Origin of the sequence: Cyanobium gracile UHCC 0139 (assembly GCF_034931325.1) — a bacterium.
Taxonomy (GTDB): Bacteria; Cyanobacteriota; Cyanobacteriia; order PCC-6307; family Cyanobiaceae; genus Cyanobium; species Cyanobium gracile_B.
Genome location: NZ_JAYGHX010000005.1, coordinates 1 through 16317, shown reverse-complemented (window position 1 = coordinate 16317; position 16317 = coordinate 1). Strand labels below are relative to the sequence as shown.

Annotated in this window: 19 protein-coding genes, 1 tRNA gene and 1 pseudogene; 13 read left to right on the top strand and 8 right to left on the bottom strand. The window is 70.1% G+C overall.

All coding sequences use genetic code 11. The features are described from left to right. Nucleotides 1–30: 30 nt before the first annotated feature. The 4 genes from rseP to VB738_RS09140 all read left to right on the top strand — a co-directional run bounded on the left by rseP (nucleotide 31) and on the right by VB738_RS09140 (nucleotide 4406). Complete coding sequence (gene rseP, locus VB738_RS09155; protein WP_323305459.1) at nucleotides 31–1119, top strand: RIP metalloprotease RseP; 1089 nt, start codon at nucleotides 31–33, stop codon at nucleotides 1117–1119. Nucleotide 1120: 1 nt separating this feature from the next. Continuing rightward, entirely contained in the window at nucleotides 1121–1768 is a 648-nt protein-coding gene (gene nth, locus VB738_RS09150; RefSeq protein WP_323305458.1) for an endonuclease III, read from the top strand. Between the two features lie 75 nt (nucleotides 1769–1843). Then, entirely contained in the window at nucleotides 1844–2146 is a 303-nt protein-coding gene (gene rpsN / locus VB738_RS09145) for a 30S ribosomal protein S14 (protein WP_323305457.1), read from the top strand. A 130-nt stretch (nucleotides 2147–2276) separates the two neighbouring features. Further along, nucleotides 2277–4406, top strand: a complete 2130-nt coding sequence (locus tag VB738_RS09140) for a polyribonucleotide nucleotidyltransferase (protein ID WP_323305456.1) — start codon at nucleotides 2277–2279, stop codon at nucleotides 4404–4406. A 35-nt stretch (nucleotides 4407–4441) separates the two neighbouring features. Here the strand turns inward: VB738_RS09140 and VB738_RS09135 are convergent, their stop codons facing one another. After that, nucleotides 4442–5374: a 3'(2'),5'-bisphosphate nucleotidase CysQ gene (locus tag VB738_RS09135; protein ID WP_323305455.1), complete on the bottom strand. Its 933-nt coding sequence runs from the start codon at nucleotides 5372–5374 to the stop codon at nucleotides 4442–4444. Between the two features lie 32 nt (nucleotides 5375–5406). Between VB738_RS09135 and rsmI the strand changes: the two genes are divergently transcribed. Beyond that, nucleotides 5407–6261, top strand: coding sequence for a 16S rRNA (cytidine(1402)-2'-O)-methyltransferase (rsmI, locus tag VB738_RS09130; RefSeq protein ID WP_323305454.1), 855 nt, complete (start codon nucleotides 5407–5409; stop codon nucleotides 6259–6261). Between the two features lie 24 nt (nucleotides 6262–6285). Continuing rightward, nucleotides 6286–6525 carry a hypothetical protein gene (locus VB738_RS09125; RefSeq protein WP_323305453.1) on the top strand — a complete coding sequence of 80 codons (240 nt, stop codon included), beginning with the start codon at nucleotides 6286–6288 and terminating at the stop codon, nucleotides 6523–6525. Between the two features lie 4 nt (nucleotides 6526–6529). On the opposite strand, the gene VB738_RS09120 is transcribed toward VB738_RS09125, so the two are convergent. After that, nucleotides 6530–7474 (bottom strand): hypothetical protein, encoded by a 945-nt coding sequence (locus VB738_RS09120; protein ID WP_323305452.1) that lies wholly within the window; start codon nucleotides 7472–7474, stop codon nucleotides 6530–6532. An 83-nt stretch (nucleotides 7475–7557) separates the two neighbouring features. On the opposite strand from VB738_RS09120, the gene VB738_RS09115 reads away from it, so the two are divergent. Further along, nucleotides 7558–7631, top strand: a tRNA-Arg gene (locus VB738_RS09115). A gap of 40 nt (nucleotides 7632–7671) precedes the next feature. Here the strand turns inward: VB738_RS09115 and VB738_RS09110 are convergent. From VB738_RS09110 to VB738_RS09100, 3 genes are read right to left on the bottom strand one after another with little or no spacing between them, the layout of a single operon-like run. Further along, on the bottom strand, nucleotides 7672–8076 hold the full coding sequence (locus VB738_RS09110; RefSeq protein WP_323305676.1) for a YccF domain-containing protein: 405 nt from the start codon (nucleotides 8074–8076) through the stop codon (nucleotides 7672–7674). Between the two features lie 57 nt (nucleotides 8077–8133). Continuing rightward, nucleotides 8134–9153: an ACR3 family arsenite efflux transporter gene (gene arsB, locus VB738_RS09105; RefSeq protein WP_323305451.1), complete on the bottom strand. Its 1020-nt coding sequence runs from the start codon at nucleotides 9151–9153 to the stop codon at nucleotides 8134–8136. Nucleotides 9154–9175: 22 nt separating this feature from the next. Further along, a complete protein-coding gene (locus VB738_RS09100; protein ID WP_323305450.1) occupies nucleotides 9176–9529 on the bottom strand; it encodes a metalloregulator ArsR/SmtB family transcription factor in 354 nt (117 codons plus the stop codon). 53 nt (nucleotides 9530–9582) lie between these two features. Between VB738_RS09100 and VB738_RS09095 the strand changes: the two are divergent. The 5 genes and pseudogenes from VB738_RS09095 (at nucleotide 9583) to VB738_RS09075 (ending at nucleotide 13655) form a co-directional block, all read left to right on the top strand. Further along, nucleotides 9583–10614 (top strand): annotated as a pseudogene (locus VB738_RS09095) (ArsJ-associated glyceraldehyde-3-phosphate dehydrogenase). Further along, the gene (gene arsJ / locus VB738_RS09090) at nucleotides 10614–11879 is read left to right on the top strand and encodes an organoarsenical effux MFS transporter ArsJ (RefSeq protein WP_323305449.1); all 1266 of its coding nucleotides are present in this window, start codon (nucleotides 10614–10616) and stop codon (nucleotides 11877–11879) included. Before VB738_RS09095 ends, arsJ begins: the two are co-directional and overlap by 1 nt. Before the next feature lie 58 nt (nucleotides 11880–11937). Continuing rightward, a complete protein-coding gene (locus VB738_RS09085) occupies nucleotides 11938–12144 on the top strand; it encodes a hypothetical protein (protein ID WP_323305448.1) in 207 nt (68 codons plus the stop codon). Further along, entirely contained in the window at nucleotides 12144–13109 is a 966-nt protein-coding gene (locus VB738_RS09080) for a histone deacetylase (protein WP_323305447.1), read from the top strand. The genes VB738_RS09085 and VB738_RS09080 overlap by 1 nt, the downstream gene beginning before the upstream one ends. A 45-nt stretch (nucleotides 13110–13154) precedes the next feature. Then, complete coding sequence (locus tag VB738_RS09075; protein ID WP_323305446.1) at nucleotides 13155–13655, top strand: hypothetical protein; 501 nt, start codon at nucleotides 13155–13157, stop codon at nucleotides 13653–13655. A 10-nt stretch (nucleotides 13656–13665) separates the two neighbouring features. On the opposite strand, the gene VB738_RS09070 is transcribed toward VB738_RS09075, so the two are convergent. Continuing rightward, nucleotides 13666–13851, bottom strand: a complete 186-nt coding sequence (locus VB738_RS09070; protein WP_323305445.1) for a hypothetical protein — start codon at nucleotides 13849–13851, stop codon at nucleotides 13666–13668. Between the two features lie 297 nt (nucleotides 13852–14148). Between VB738_RS09070 and VB738_RS09065 the strand changes: the two genes are divergently transcribed. Next, the gene (locus VB738_RS09065; protein ID WP_323305444.1) at nucleotides 14149–14514 is read left to right on the top strand and encodes a PilZ domain-containing protein; all 366 of its coding nucleotides are present in this window, start codon (nucleotides 14149–14151) and stop codon (nucleotides 14512–14514) included. 7 nt (nucleotides 14515–14521) lie between these two features. Here VB738_RS09065 and VB738_RS09060 read toward each other — a convergent pair whose 3' ends face one another. Both VB738_RS09060 and VB738_RS09055 read right to left on the bottom strand, forming a co-directional pair. After that, nucleotides 14522–15265, bottom strand: a complete 744-nt coding sequence (locus VB738_RS09060; protein WP_323305443.1) for a pentapeptide repeat-containing protein — start codon at nucleotides 15263–15265, stop codon at nucleotides 14522–14524. A 5-nt stretch (nucleotides 15266–15270) separates the two neighbouring features. After that, the gene (locus VB738_RS09055; RefSeq protein WP_323305442.1) at nucleotides 15271–16218 is read right to left on the bottom strand and encodes an HAD family hydrolase; all 948 of its coding nucleotides are present in this window, start codon (nucleotides 16216–16218) and stop codon (nucleotides 15271–15273) included. Nucleotides 16219–16317: the final 99 nt, after the last annotated feature.

Here is a 16317-nt window from a genome sequence, read left to right as displayed (position 1 = left end):
AGAATGGACCCAACGGAGCCAGGCAACGGAATGGGTGTATTGACGGCGTTGGCGATCCTGGCCGGCCTGATCGTGGTGCACGAAGCCGGCCACTTCTTCGCCGCCACCTGGCAAGGCATCCGGGTCAGCGGTTTTTCAATCGGCTTCGGGCCCGCCCTGATCCAGCGGAAGCGGCGCGGTGTTCTCTTCGCCCTGCGCGCCATCCCCCTGGGCGGTTTCGTGGCCTTCCCCGACGACGAGGAGGACAGCACCATCGCCGCCGACGATCCCGACCTGATGGGCAACCGCCCCCTGCCCCAGCGGGCCCTGGTGATCGCCGCCGGCGTGATCGCCAACCTGCTGCTCGCCTGGAGCGTGCTGCTGGCCCAGGGGTTGGTGCTGGGCATCCCCTCGGGCTTCAGCGCCACCCCCGGCGTGGTGGTGGCGGCGGTGCAGCCCGGCCAGGCGGCCGCCGGCTCTGGCCTGCTGCCGGGCGATCGCATCGTGGCGGTCGACGGCACCCCCCTGGCCGGCGGCCAGGACGCGGTGATGGCCCTGGTGGAGCGCATCAAGGACGCCCCCGGCCGCACCCTGCGCCTGCAGGCCGACCGCAACGGCACCCTCGTGCGGCTGCCCCTCACCCCCAGCGACAGTGCCGGCATCGGTCGCATCGGCGCCCAGCTGCAGCCCAACGGCACCGAGTCCTTCCGACCGCCCACCAGACCGCTGGAGCCGATCCTGCAGGCCAACCACGACTTCCTGGTGCTCACCCGCCGCACCGTCGAAGGCTTCGGCACCCTGCTCACCCACTTCGGCGAGACCGCCCCCCAGGTGTCGGGGCCGGTGAAGATCGTCGAGATGGGAGCGTCGCTGGCCAGCCAGGGGGGCAGCAGCCTGTTCCTGTTCACCGCCCTGATCTCCATCAACCTGGCGGTGCTCAACGCCCTGCCCCTGCCCCTGCTGGACGGCGGCCAGTTCGCCCTGCTGCTGCTGGAAGGGGTGCGGGGCCGCCCCCTCTCCGACCGCTACCAGATGGCCTTCATGCAGTCGGGCTTCGTGTTCCTCGTGGGCCTCTCCCTGGTGCTGATCGTCAAGGACACCAGCCAGCTGCCCGCCATCCAGCAGCTGCTCAGCCGCTGAGGTGCCCCGCTTCCCCAGCCCCCGCACCCGGGCGCCGCTGATCCTTGACCGGCTCGGCGTCCTCTACCCGGAGGCCACCTGTTCCCTCGACTGGCGCACCCCCTGGGAGCTGCTGGTGGCCACCATGCTTTCGGCCCAGTGCACCGACGAGCGCGTCAACAAGGTGACCCCGGCCCTGTTCGAGCGCTTCCCCGATGCCGCTGCCGCCGCCGCCGTCGAGAGCGATGCGGTGGAGCCCTATGTGCAGTCGACCGGCTTCTACCGCAACAAGGCCAAGCACATCGTGGCCGCCTCGCGCCTGCTGATGGAACGCCACGGGGGCTCCGTGCCGGCCTCGATGGAGGAACTGCTGCCCCTGCCGGGGGTGGCCCGCAAGACCGCCAACGTGGTGCTGGCCCACGCCTTCGGCATCAACGCCGGCGTCACCGTCGACACCCACGTGAAGCGGCTGGCCAACCGCCTGGGCCTCACCCGCCACAGCGACCCGAAGAAGATCGAACCCGATCTGATGCAGCTGGCGCCGCGGCCGGAGTGGGAGAACCTCTCGATCCGGCTGATCTTCCATGGCCGGGCCGTCTGCGCGGCCCGCAAGCCCCGCTGCGCCGGCTGCGGCCTGGCCGATCTCTGCCCCAGCCACCCGGGCCCCTGAACCTGGGGGTCCGGGGTCAGCAGGGCGGGCCAGACGGTACGATGGCGGGCTGAAGTTTCCCCCTCCTCCGGCCGCATGGCGAAGAAGTCGATGATCGCGCGTGACGTGAAGCGCCGCAAGATCGTGGAGCGCTTCGCAGCGCGCCGTGCCGCCCTCAAGGAGGCCTTTGATGCGGCCGGCGATCCGATGGAGCGCCTGGAGATCCACCGCAAGCTGCAGTCGCTGCCCCGCAACAGCGCCCCCAACCGCATCCGCAATCGCTGCTGGGCCACCGGCAAGCCCCGCGGCTTCTACCGCGATTTCGGCCTCTGCCGCAACCAGCTGCGCGAGCGGGCCCACAAGGGTGAGCTCCCCGGGGTGGTCAAGTCCAGCTGGTGAGCAGCGGGCTCCAGCCCTTCCGGCGCAACGGCTTTCGGTCGCATCAGGCGCCCCGCGAGGGCGCCTTCTTCATGGCCTGGAAGGGCGGATGCGAGAATGGTTGGCGACAACAAAACGGACATAACGCCCAGTGCAAGGACACACTCAGTCGATCTCCTTCGATGGTCGGGAGATCCGGCTGACCAGCGGCCGATTTGCGCCCCAGGCCGGGGGCTCGGTGATGGTGGAATGCGGTGATACGGCAATTCTGGTCACCGCCACCCGCTCGAAGGGCCGGGAAGGCATCGATTTCCTGCCCCTGATCTGTGACTACGAGGAGCGTCTCTACGCCGCCGGGCGCATCCCGGGCAGCTTCTTTCGCCGTGAGGCCCGCCCCCCCGAGCGGGCCATCCTCACCTGCCGCCTGATCGACCGGCCGATGCGGCCCCTGTTCCCGGGCTGGCTGCGGGACGACCTGCAGATCGTCGCCACCTGCATGTCCCTCGATGAGCGGGTTCCCCCCGACGTGCTCGCCGTCACCGGCGCCTCGATGGCCACCCTGCTGGCGAAGATCCCCTTCATGGGCCCCATGGCCGCCGTGCGCGTCGGCCTGCTGGGTGACGACTTCGTGCTCAACCCCAGCTTCCGCGAGATCGAGCGCAGCGAGCTCGACCTGGTGGTGGCCGGCACCCCCTCCGGCGTGGTGATGGTGGAAGCGGGCGCCAACCAGCTGCCCGAGCAGGACGTGATCGAGGCCATCGACTTCGGCTACGAGGCCGTCGGCGAACTGATCCGGGCCCAGCTGGCCCTGCTCAAGGAGCTCGGCATCGAACAGGTGCTGCCCGAGGAGCGCAGCGAAGACCCCGCCCTGCCCGCCTTCCTGGAGCAGGAATGCGCCAAGGGCATCGGAGAGGTGCTCAAGCAGTTCAGCCAGACCAAGGCCGAACGGGACGAGAAGCTCGACGCCATCAAGGCCGAGGTGGGCGAGAAGATCGCCGCCCTCGACGGCGAGGATCCGATCAAGGTGGCCGTGAGCAGCAACGGCAAGCTGCTGGGCAACACCTACAAGGGCCTCACCAAGAAGCTGATGCGCCAGCAGATCATCGTCGAGGGCAAGCGGGTCGATGGCCGCAGCCTCGATGAGGTGCGCCCGATTCAGGCGGCCGTCGGCGTGCTGCCCAAGCGTGTGCACGGTACGGGCCTGTTCCAGCGGGGACTCACCCAGGTGCTCTCCTGCGCCACCCTCGGCACCCCGAGCGACGCCCAGGAGATGGACGACCTCAACCCCATCAGCGAGAAGACCTACCTGCACCACTACAACTTCCCCCCCTATTCGGTCGGTGAGACCCGGCCGATGCGCTCCCCCGGTCGCCGCGAGATCGGCCACGGCGCCCTCGCCGAGCGGGCCCTGATCCCCGTGCTGCCCTCCAAGGAGAGCTTCCCCTACGTGCTGCGGGTGGTCTCGGAGTGCCTCAGCTCCAACGGCTCCACCTCGATGGGCTCGGTCTGTGGCAGCACCCTGGCCCTGATGGACGCCGGCGTGCCCCTGGCGGCTCCGGTAAGCGGCGCGGCCATGGGTCTGATCAAGGAGGGTGAGGAGGTGCGCATCCTCACCGACATCCAGGGCATCGAGGACTTCCTCGGCGACATGGACTTCAAGGTGGCCGGCACCGAGAAGGGCATCACCGCCCTGCAGATGGACATGAAGATCTCCGGCCTGGCGGTCAAGACCGTCGCCGACGCGATCAACCAGGCCCGTCCGGCCCGGCTGCACATCCTCGGCAAGATGCTCGAGGCCATCGACAAGCCCCGCGACACCCTCTCCCCCCATGCCCCGCGCCTGCTCAGCTTCCGCATCGATCCGGAACTGATCGGCACGGTGATCGGCCCCGGCGGCCGCACCATCAAGGGCATCACCGAGCGCACCAACACCAAGATCGACATCGAGGACGGCGGCATCGTCACGATCGCCAGCCATGACGGCGCCGCCGCCGAAGAGGCCCAGCGCATCATCGAGGGCCTCACCCGTCGCGTCAGCGAAGGCGAGGTGTTCAACGGTTCGGTCACCCGCGTGATCCCGATCGGTGCCTTCGTGGAGATCCTGCCCGGCAAGGAGGGGATGATCCACATCTCCCAGCTCTCCGAAGCCCGGGTCGAGAAGGTCGAAGACGTGGTCAACGTCGGCGACCAGGTGACGGTGCGGGTGCGGGAGATCGACAACCGCGGCCGCATCAACCTCACCCTGCGGGGCGTTCCCCAGCAGGAGCCGGCGGCGGTCTGATCGCCACAGGGGCCTGGCCGGACGGCCGGCCCCCCTCACACGGCGAAGCCCGGATCGATCACCGCCATCGCCGCCGCCGCCCGGCGGCAGAGGTCGGCGTGGGCCGGACCGTGGCTGGCAATCAGGCAGCCCGCCTGGCGCACGTCGCCGGTGTTGTACAGCAGGGGCCGGCCATCGGCATGGCTGAAGGCGCCGCCGGCGGCGACCAGCACCGCCTCCGGGGCGGCCATGTCCCAGTCCTTGGGGGCGCTGCGCCCCGAAAGCGAGATGTAGAGGTCGGCCTCGCCCCGCAGGATCGTGGCCACCTTGCCGCCGACGCTGCCCATCGCCAGGCTGCGGGCGGGCCGCAGCTCGGCCAGCAGCTGCTCCAGCCGCTCGTCGCGGTGGTTGCGGCTGGCCACCAGCACCAGCTCCTCGCCGCGGCCGCTGAGGGTGGCGGGGGTGCGCTCACCGGCCCGGTTCTCGCGCCAGGCCTCCCCCCCCGTGCCGGCGTCGCCCGCCCCCACCAGCCCGAACCAGAGCTCCTCCGGCTCCGGCAGCAGCACCACCCCCAGCACCGGCCGCTGGCCGTGCACCAGGGCCAGGTGGACGGCGTACTCGCCGGTGCCCTGCAGGAAATCCTTGGTGCCATCGAGGGGATCGAGGATCCACAGCCACGCAGCGTCCAGGGGCTGGCCCGGCACCAGCACCTCGGCGGCGGTCTCCTCGCTCAGCAGCGTCCAGCCGGCGGCCGGAAAGGCCGCCGCCAGGCCATCCAGCAGCCAACGGTTCACCGCCAGATCCGCCGCCGAGACCGGCCCCTCGCCGCCGTGGTCGACGCTCATGGCCGGCGGGAAGCCATAGGGGGGCACGTCGCCGCGGGCATAGGCCCGCAGGATGTCGGCCGCCCCCCAGGCCAGCCGGCGCAGCTCCGCCAGCAGAGGCTCACGGTCGACGCCGTCGGGCAGGGCGAAGGAAGACGGCATCATGGTGACCGGAAAACGGCATTGTGCAGGAAGCGGTGCAGGAGCACGAACCCGCCGCCGGCGTCCTCTATCTGGTGGGCACCCCCATCGGCAACCTCGACGACCTCTCCCCCCGCGCCCGGCGGGTGCTGGCGGGGGCCGACCGGGTCGCCTGCGAGGACACCCGCCGCAGCGGGCTGCTGCTGCACCACCTCGGCATCCGGGCGCCCCTGCTCAGCTTCCACCAGCACAACCAGACGGCCCGCATCCCCCAGCTGCTGGCGGCCCTGGAGGCGGGCGAGGCGATCGCCGTGATCAGTGATGCCGGCCTGCCCGGGGTGTCGGATCCCGGCCAGGAGCTGGCGGCCGCCGCCCGGGCCGCCGGCCGCCAGGTGATCTGTGTTCCCGGCCCCAGCGCCGTCACCACCGCCCTGGTGAGCAGTGGCCTGCCCACGGGCCGCTTCTGCTTCGAGGGCTTCCTGCCACCCAAGGGCGGCCCCAGGCGCCAGCGGCTGGAGGCCCTGGCCGGCGAAGAGCGCACCATCGTGCTGTTCGAGGCGCCCCACCGGCTGCTGGCCCTGCTCGAGGACCTGCTGGCGGTGCTCGGCGACCGGCCCCTGCAGGTGGCGCGGGAGCTCACCAAGCGCCACGAGGAGCAGGTGGGCCCCAGCGTGGCGGCGGCCCTGGAGCACTTCCAACGCACGCCGCCCCAGGGGGAGTGCACCCTGGTGCTGGGCGGCGCGCCCCCGGCGGCGGCCCCCGTCTGGGATGAGGTCGATCTGCGCCGCGCCCTTGGGGAGCTGGTGGCGGGCGGGCTCAGCAACCGGGAGGCCGCCCGCACCCTGGCCGAGCGCAGCGGCCACAGCCGCCGGGACCTCTATGCCCTGCTGCACCGCGAGCCGTCAGACTGAGGCAGCCGGTCCTGCGACGCCCCGATGCTTCTGCGCCTGCGCCTCCTGTGCGGCAGCCTGCTGGGCGGCACCCTGCTGCTGACCCTGCTCTGCCTCGGGGCCCAGAACCTGGAGGTGCGGCCCCAGCTGCGCTTCGGCGTTGCCCGCAGCGCGCCGCTGCCGGCGGGCTTCATCGTGGGGGTGGCCCTGGTGCTGGGGGTGATCAGCGGCGGTGCCAGCGCGGCCCTGCTGCTGCCCGGCAGCCCCCCGCCCGACGAAGGCTGAGGCTTCAGCTGCCGGGCAGGGCGTAGAGGGAACCCTCGATCACCACCCGACTGATGCCCTGGGCCAGCAGGTAGGGGGCGGTGAGCTCGAACACCTTGAGATCGGGCAGCTTGATCACCCGCTGGGTGCGGCCGCACTGGCGCTTGGCCTGGCGGGGGTTGAGGAACACCACCAGCGCCTGGCGCTCCAGCTCGGCGGCCGGCAGCCGGCCCAGCTCGGGGAACTCACTCAGGGGCCGGGCCTGCAGTTCCACGGTCTTGTCGACCAGCATGTAGGCACTGGAGGGCAGGGCGGCGCTGGCCAGGGGCTGGAGCCGGCCGTCGGCCCCCGCCGGGGCGCCGTCGTCGAGCAGCACGACAGGGATCGGCTGGAACGGATTGATCGACCCGTCGGTGCCGTCGTCGGAGCCCTCGTCGTCGCTGTCGTCACTGGTGAGCAGGTCGTCGTCATCGGCGCCGAAATCGTCGGCATCCTCGATGGCCAGCACCGCAGGACCGTCCTCCGCCACCGCCTCGGCACGCGCCGGGGCCGACACCGTCAGGCGACGTGGCGGGGCGGGGATGGTCCTGCGGGGGGTGGTGGTCGCCTCGGGGGCGGGCTCCAGGGCGGCCTCCGGCTCAGCCGGCGCTTCCGGCTCGGGATCCGGCTCGTGCGGCGCCTCCGGCTCGGGGGCGTGCTCCGGCTCGGGGGTGCTGATGGCGAGGGCCGTCTGCAGGGCTTCCGGTGCAACGGCCGGGTCGGCATCGCCCGTCGCCGTCCGGCTGCGCCGGCGGGAGCGCTCCGCCTTGAGGCGCTCGTACTCCGCCTCGCCGAGCTCCGTGCGAACGACGCGGATCACCGTGTTGGCGCTGCAGCCGTAGCTGTTGGCCAGCTGCTGACTGCTGAAACCCTCCCGGAATCGCCCAACCAGCTCGGTTTTCTGGCTGTCGCTGAGCCGGGTGGCGGCCATGGATCGGTTCAAGCGCGGTCGTCCACTGTAGGGGGGGCTACCGGAGTGACCTGACCGCCGAACGCTGGCACAATGCCCACCGGGCTCCCTTAGCTCAGCTGGATAGAGCAGCTGCCTTCTAAGCAGCCGGTCGATGGTTCGAATCCATCAGGGGGCGTTGGCAGAACCGGGCGGGGATCTGGGTCTATCGCGGGGCTTCAGCGCCGCACCGGCACCACCTGCATGCCGATCGGGGCCAGGGCGATCAGGGCCAGCTTGATGTGCTGGATGCCGAAGGGGATGCCCACGATCGAGACGAAGCAGGCCAGGGCCGAACTGAGGTGGCCGATCGCCAGCCACCAGCCGGCCAGCAGGAACCAGATCACGTTGCCGACCAGCCCCAGCGGACCGGTGCCGAAGTCCATCCGGCCGGTGAGCTCCCGGCGGCTGACCGCCTCGTAGCCGAAGGGCCAAAAGGAGAAGGTGCCGATCACGAAGCAGGCCCGGGCCCAGGGGATCCCCACGATCGTGATCGCCGCCACCAGACCCGCCAGCCACCAGCCCAGGCCCATCACGAAGCCGCCGAGCAGGAACCAGAGCAGGTTGAGCAGGAAGCGCAGCATGGGGAGAGCCGGTGCTGTCCCCAGCATGGCGGTGCGGAGCGCGTCCATCCCCGCCCTTCAGGCAGCCCCCGCCGGGAACAGTTTCCGGTTGCGATTGGCGATCGCCACCAGCGACAGCATCACCGGCACCTCCACCAGCACCCCGACCACGGTGGCCAGGGCGGCCCCGGACTCGATGCCGTACAGACTGATGGCCACCGCCACCGCCAGCTCGAAGAAATTGGAAGCGCCGATCATGGCGCCGGGGGCGGCGATGGCGTGGGGCTGGCGCCAGAGGCGCATCCATTGGGCCGTGATCCAGAAGATCAGATAGGTCTGCAGGGTCAGCGGGATGGCGATCAGGGCGATGGCCAGCGGGTTGGCGAGGATCGCCCCGGCCTGCACCATGAACAGCAGCAGCACCGTGACGATCAGGCTGACGATCGCCACCGGCTTGAGCCGCTGCTCCAGCCGTTCGATGCGGGTGGGGGAGCGCAACAGCACCCGGGTGAGCCAGCCGGCCGCCAGGGGCACCACCACGAACAGGCCCACCGCCGTCACCAGGGTGTCCCAGGGAACGAGCACATCGCTCACCCCCAGCAGCAGGGCGGCGATCGGTGCGAAGGCGAACACCATGATCAGGTCGTTGATCGCCACCTGGGCCAGGGTGTAGTTGGGGTCGCCGTTGCTGAGCCGGCTCCACACGAACACCATGGCGGTGCAGGGTGCCACCCCCAGCAGGATCATGCCGGCGATGTACTGATCACCGAGAGCCGCCGGAATCCAGGCGCTGAACAGGCCGCGGATGAACAGCCAGGCGATGGCCGTCATCGTGAGGGGCTTGATCAGCCAGTTCACGACCACCGTGACCACCAGCCCCTTCGGCTGGCGCCGCAGTCCGGCGATGGCGCCGAAATCCACCGCCAGCATCATCGGGAAGATCATTCCCCACACCAGCAAGGCGATCAGCAGATTGATGCGGGCGAACTCGAAGGCCCCCACGGCGGCGGCGAGCTGGGGGGCCAGGGCGCCGATGGCCACTCCGGCCACGATCGCCAGGCCGACCCAGAGACTCAGAAAGCGCTCGAAGATTCCCATCGGGGTGCGGGGGGTGAGGGGATCAGGTGCAGGGTTCGGCCGGGGCGGTGCAGCTGGCCGCCAGGGCGGCGAGCCAGCCGCGCAGGCGCTCCAGGGCCTGCGGCTGCAGGCGGTAGTACACCCAGCGGCCGCTCTGGCGGTCGGCCAGCAGACCCGTGTCCTTGAGCACCTTGAGGTGGAACGAGAGCTTCGACTGGGCCAGGTCCAGGTCGGCGGTGAGGTCGCAGACGCAGCGCTCGCCGCTGCCGAGGGCCTCGATCACCTGCAGGCGGATCGGATCGGCCAGGGCGCGCAGCAGCAGGCGGGCCTCCTCAGCTTCCAGGGGGGCCGGGACGGTGGCGCTCGGCGGAGAAGGGGCGGTCCTTAACCGGGCCATAAATCCATCAACTTCGGCTGATGCAAGGGTAGGGGTCTGTCGCGGCAGGCGCTGTGAGGATCGGCATCAACGGGTTCGGACGGATCGGTCGGCTGGTGTTCCGAGCCCTCTGGGGCCGGCCGGGCCTTGAGCTGGTGCACGTCAACGACAGTGCCGGTGACGCCGCCGCTGCCGCCCACCTGCTGGAATTCGACTCGGTGCACGGCCGCTGGAGCTAGGCGGTGACAGCCGAGGCCGACGGCGGGGGCTTCTCGATCGAGGGGCGCCGGGTTGGCTGGTCACGGGGCAGTGATCCGGCCCTGGTGCCCTGGCAGGCAGCGGGGGTGGAGCTGGTGCTTGAGTGCAGCGGCAAGGTCAAGACCCCCGAGGCCCTCGCCCCCTACCTGCGTCAGGCGGGCGTGAAGCGGGTGATCGTGGCCTGCCCGGTGAAGGGCGAGCTGGACGGCGTGGAGATTCCCAACATCGTCTTCGGCATCAACCACGGCACCTACGTGCCGGATCGCCACCGGATCCTCACCGCCGCCTCCTGCACCACCAACTGCCTGGCGCCGGTGGTGAAGGTGGTGCACGAAGGCTTCGGCATCCGCCACGGCTCGATCACCACCCTGCACAACATCACCAACACCCAGGTGGTGATCGACGGCTTCAAAAGCGATCTGCGCCGGGCCCGCTCCTGCACCCAGAGCCTGATCCCCACCACCACCGGCTCCGCCAAGGCCATCGGCCTGATCTTCCCCGAGCTGCAGGGCAAGCTCAACGGCCACGCCGTTCGGGTGCCCCTGCTCAATGGCTCGCTCACCGATGCGGTGTTCGAACTGGAGCGGCCGGTGACGGTGGAGGAGGTGAACAGCGCCTTCGCGGCGGCGGCGGCGGGCCCCCTGCTGGGCATCCTGGGCTACGAGGAGCGGCCGCTGGTGTCGGTGGATTATCTGAACGACAGCCGCAGTTCGATTGTGGATGCCCTCTCGACGATGGTGATCAATGGCACCCAGCTGAAGGTGTACGCCTGGTACGACAACGAGTGGGGCTACAGCTGCCGGATGGCGGATCTGGCCTGCCATGTGATCGGCCTGGAGGAGCGGTGATGCGCACGCTTTCCCCCCTGCAGCAGTACGCGATCATCACCGCCAACAATTGGTCGTTCACGGTGACCGATGGGGCACTGCGCATGCTCGTGGTGTTCCACTTCCTGCAGCTGGGTTACACCACCCTGGAGATCGCCTTCCTGTTCATCTTCTATGAGTTCTTCGGGATTCTCACCAACCTCTACGGCGGCTGGCTGGGGGCCCGCTTCGGCCTGAAGCTCACCCTCTGGATCGGCACGTTGCTGCAGATCGGCGCCCTGCTGCTGCTGGTGCCGGTGGCCGACACCTGGCCCAAGGCGTTGTCGGTGGGGTGGGTGATGGTGGCCCAGGCGATCAGCGGCATCGCCAAGGACCTGGAGAAGATGAGCGCCAAGAGCGCCATCCGGGTGGTGGTGCCGGAAACCCCGGAGGATCAGGCCAGGGGGGAGCAGCAGCTGTTCCGCTGGGTGGCCATCCTCACCGGCGCCAAGAATGGCCTCAAGGGCCTGGGCTTCTTTGTGGGCGGCCTGCTCCTCTACGCGGTGGGGTTCAACAGAGCCGTGATCGTGATGGCGGCCTGGTTGGCGCTGGCTTTCCTGGTGACGCTGCTGTTGCCGCGGGACATCGGCAGGATGAAAAGCAAGCCGGCCTTCAAGGCGCTGTTCTCCAAGAGCGAGGGCATCAACGTGCTCTCCCTGGCCCGCTTCTTTCTGTTCGGCGCCCGGGACGTGTGGTTCGTGGTGGCCTTGCCGGTATTCCTGCAGACCACCCTGGGCTGGCGCTTCTGGGAGGTGGGCGGATTCATGGGGCTTTGGGTGATCGGCTACGGCGTCGTCCAGGGCTCGGCGCCGAGCCTGCGCCGGGCCTGGGGCCAGACCCGGCCGCCGGGGCCCAGTGCCGTGCAGTTCTGGGCCGCCCTGCTCACGGCCATCCCCGCCCTGATGGCGATCACCCTCTGGCGCGAGGTGGGCAACCCCGCCCTCACGGTGGTGGTCGGTCTGGCCGTGTTCGGGGTGGTGTTCGCCATGAATTCCTCGATCCACAGCTACATGGTGCTGGCCTACACCGATGCCGATGCGGTGAGCCTCAACGTGGGCTTCTATTACATGGCCAACGCCGCCGGCCGCCTGGTGGGCACCCTGCTTTCGGGCGGCCTGTTCCTGGTGGGCGGAATCCAGGCCTGCCTGTGGGCCTCGGCCCTGATGGTGGGACTGGCGGCCCTGGTGAGCCTGCGGCTACCTCAGCCGCCCCGGCAGGCCCAGGCCAGCCCCCTGGCCATCGGCTGATCGCTGACCCCAGAGCGCAGCCCGCGCCGGCGGCCACTGGAGCCTGGGCATGGATCGGATGGGCCCGTGGCCCTGCATCGCCGAGCTCTGCGTCGTCCAGGGCGAGCGGCGCCGGCGTGTGGTGCTGCGCCATGGCCTGGAGAGGCTCGAGAGCTTCACCTATGCCAGGGAATGGCGGCCTGGCACCGGTGACGGCGGCCCCCCATGCCGTATCGAGCGGCGCTGCACCCCCTACGGTCTGCTGGAGCCGCTGTCGCCGGACTGATGGGGCCTCCGCTGGTTTATCACCCGGCCTACGCGGTTCCCCTGCCCAGCGGCCACCGCTTCCCGATGCAGAAGTTCCGGCTGCTGAAGGAGCGGCTGGAGCAGTTGGAGCTGGCCCGCCCGGGGCAGATCCACCAGCCACTGCCGGCGCCGCGCCGCTGGCTCGAGCAGGTGCATGGGCGCCGCTACCACGAGGCGTTCTCCCGGGGTCTGCTGAGCCCGCAGGAGGTGCGCCGCATCGGCCTGCCGGTGTCGGAGCCCCTGGTGCGGCGCAGCTGGCTGGCGGTGGGAGGCACCCTGCTCACGGCCCGCCTGGCCCTGCGCCACGGGCTGGCCTGCCACCTCGCGGGAGGCACCCACCACGCCTTCCCGCTGCACGGCAGCGGCTTCTGCATCTTCAACGACTGCGCCGTGGCGGCCCGGGTGCTGCTGGCCGAAGGCCTGGTGCGCCAGGTGCTGGTGGTGGACCTGGATGTGCACCAGGGGGACGGCACGGCAGCGATCTTCACCGGCGACCCCCGGGTGTTCACCTTCTCGATGCACGCGGCCAGCAACTTCCCCCTGCACAAGCAGACGGGCGACCTCGACCTGGCCCTGGAGGACGGTGTCCGGGACGACGCCTACCTGCGGACCCTGGAGCGGACCCTGCCGGACCTGCTGGATCAGGTGCGCCCGGATCTGGTGCTCTACAACGCGGGCGTCGATCCCCACCGGGACGACCGCCTCGGCCGGCTGGAGCTGAGCGACGACGGCCTCCACCGGCGGGATCGGCTGGTGATCGACGCCGCCCTGCGGCGCCACCTGCCGGTGGCCACCGTCATCGGCGGTGGCTACGACGACCTGGCGGCCCTGGTGGAGCGCCACACCCTGGTGGTGCGAGCCGCCGATGCGCTCGCCCGGATCCACGGCACCGGCAGGGAGCTGTCATGTCCGGTCACAGATGGCCCCTGCCCCGGTCAGGCCTGAGTCATACGGGGGCGTTTTCCTGGTGGGGCAACGGAGCTTTCCGCCATGATCAGCCGTTCCTCCCGCCTGCTCCACGCCGCCCTGGCGGTGGTCTGCGGCGCCGGAATCGTCTACGCCCCGGTCCAGGCCCAGACTTCCCTGACCGTGCCCCTGGGACAGCCCGGCTACTACGGCCGGATCACCATCGGCAACCTGGCCCCACCGCCGGTCCTCAGCTACCGCCCCGTGATCGCCAGGCCGTCGCGGGGCAGTGACCGCTGGACCCCGTCCGCACGCGTGCCCATCTACCTGCGCGTGCCCCCCCAGCAGGCCCGCGACTGGGGCCGCTACTGCAGGCTTTACCAGGCCTGCGGCGTTCCCGTCCTGTTCGTCCAGGACGACTGGTACCGCAACACCTACGCACCGCGGGTGCGGGCGGCCCAGGCCAGGCAGGCCAGGGAGGCCCGCGATCGCTGGCGTGCCTCCCGTGAGCAGGGGAAACGGCTAGTGACCCCCGATGGCCGCGTCTTCCTGCTGGAGAAGCGGCGCGACCGTGACGACGACTGAGGCGCCCGGCTCAGCGGCGACCGAGCAGATCCTCCCAGGTGAGTGGATGCTGGGAGGGGTCGTGGCGGGGCGGCCTGGCCGCCAGGGGGCAGCAGGGGTAGGCATGGGCGCCGCGGCCGACGGCGGCGGCGCTGGAGATGGGGCGTGTCGCTGGGGACGGGCGCCTGGAGAGGGTGTTCATCGGAAAGGTGGACAAGGGGATATGGATCTCGCACCGGGAGGCTGCCGTTCCCCCGCGGGGAATCGCACACGGCAGCCGTTGTTGGGCCTGTTGGACCGACAGTGGACCTGGTGGACCGACCCCAGGAAGCGCGGGGCGGCTCGGTGCTGGCTCCGGCGAAGGCGAACAACAGGTTCGCCGGCTTCTGCCGGATCGATTCACCCTAGCCGATGCTTCGGCCGCCCCATACCGGGAAACAGCCGATCCAGGGCTGCAGGGGTGGTGGCGCCCGACAGCCGGACCTAGAATCGGCACTGCTCCTGTTGGCGCTTCATGGCAGGGGTGTGTCGTGCCCTTTTCATGTCAAAGGATCAGCATCCCGAAGGGAAGCGTGCCAGTCCACGGCAGCACGTTCCGGTCGGCGTCTCGGTCAGCCTCACCCTGGCCACGAAGCAATCCGTGTTCGTCAATCTGCGCGACGTCAGTGAGCACGGAGCCTGTGTCCTGCGCCAGGGCAGCCTGGATGTCAAGGAGGACGACACCGTCATCTTTGAAGCCCGCAACTACGACGCGGGCTCGCAAGTGACCCTGCGCTCCAAGGTGCGCTGGGTGCGTAACACCGGCTTCAACACCTACGTGGGACTGTCCTTCGTCAACGCCTCTCTCTCCCAGGACGCCCTCGCCAGGCTCGTCGCCTGAGGCTGGGTCAGCGCCCCTCGGGGCTTGCTCCATCCTTCTCACTCGGTAGCGGACCATCCATGAGTGTCCGGCTGAGGTGGGCGCCGCGGAACTCGGCCCCATCGACCCTGGCGCCCCGCAGATCCGTCTGGCTCAGGTTGGCTCCGGTGAAGTTGGCGCCGCGAAGATCGGCGCCTCGGAAATTCGCGCCTGTCAGATCGGCGCGGCTGAAATCAGCCTCGGCCAGATCGGCGCCATGGCAATCAGCGTTGCGCAGCACCGTGCCGGAGAAGTTGGCACGACGCCAGCGGCCGAAGGGGATCCTCAGACCCTCCAGATTGGAGCCCTCCAGATCAAAGCCGTCCTGCCAGATCCCATCCTCGGACAGCATCTCCAGGGCCCGAAGTCGGCCCAGGCTGTTGGAGGCCCCAGCCTGACGCTGGGCCAGCAGAAGTTCGAGCATCTCATGGTGCTCCTTCTCCTTGCGTTGTCCGGCTTCGAGCAGATAGAAGATCGCCGCCGTGACAATGCTGAACGATTCGACCGTGCCGATGCTGATGATCTCCAGAACGTTGCTGGTCAGGCAATCGGCCTGCCCGGCCTTGGCATGGCAGTTCTCGAAGCGGTTGACCACGGCCAGCAGCACGAAGGAGAGGGCGGCGGCCATCAGCACCCGGAAACCGAAGGAGCGATCCAGCAGCCGGAAGAACGGCGATTCACGCCGCCGCTTCTGGCGTGCGTACCAGGTGGAGGAGGGCGAGGGCCTGCGCATCGGGGTCAGTCCTGGGGCAGTGGAGTGGGGAAGATCCTGTGCCAGTCACGCCGCAGGCTGACCAGGCTCCAGCCGTGGCGCCGGGCAAGCTCCAGGCCCAGATCCAGTCGGCCGAAGGCGGAGGCGCGGTCGTAGGCCACCTCCCGCTCGTCGTCATCGTGGTGCAGCAGCAGCCCCAGCCGCCGGCCGGGGCCGGCAGTGGTCCAGCGCAACATCGCCAGGTCGCCGTCGGAGTTGCCGAAGGCCGCGATCGGGCGGCGGCCGATGGCCCGTGCAATGCCCACCGGCTTGGCGTCGCCGTCGTTGATGGCGTCGACCACGGCTTCGCGCCAGACGGTCGGCTGGCCGTTCTCCTCGCCGTAGCGCAGCTGCAGCGTCGAGCCGATCACCCGTTCCGGAGGGATGCCGTAGGTCTCTTCGGCGAACACCCGCACGAACTCGACACCCCCACCGGTGACGATCCAACTGCGGAACTCCCTGGCCCGCAGCAGGGCCAGCAGCTCCAGCATCGGCTGGTAGACGAGCCCGGTGTACGGCACCCCCAGCCCGGGATGGCGGGCCTCCCGCAGCCAGGCGCGGGCCAGGGCGCTGAAGGCCGCGTCGGCCATCCCGGCGTGGGTCATCGCCGCCAGCTCCAGCAACCCCTCCAGGCCGTGGCCCATCAGCGCCTCGATGTCGTCGGCCAGGGCCGCCGCCACCAGCGGATGGTGCGCCAGCTCGGCCCTCTCCGCCACCAGGCACCGGACACGCTGGAGAGCGAAGGCCAGCTGCACGTACATCGGCTGCTCCGACCAGAGCGTGCCGTCGTTGTCGAACACCGCGATCCGCTCCTGGGGCGCCACCCAGGCCGGGTCCCCGGGGGTGCAGACAGCCGCGACGAACGCGAGCAGGCGCCTCTTGATGCTGCCCTCCCGCCAGGAGGGCAGGGGATCGGGGCCAGCGTCAGCGGTCATGGCGGTAAGGCCGGAGCTGGAGAGGAACGGCCGGTTACGGAGTTCCGTCCTGCCACGCTGGCATGGCGGGGGAAAGCTTTGCTGAGCCCAGCCAAGTCC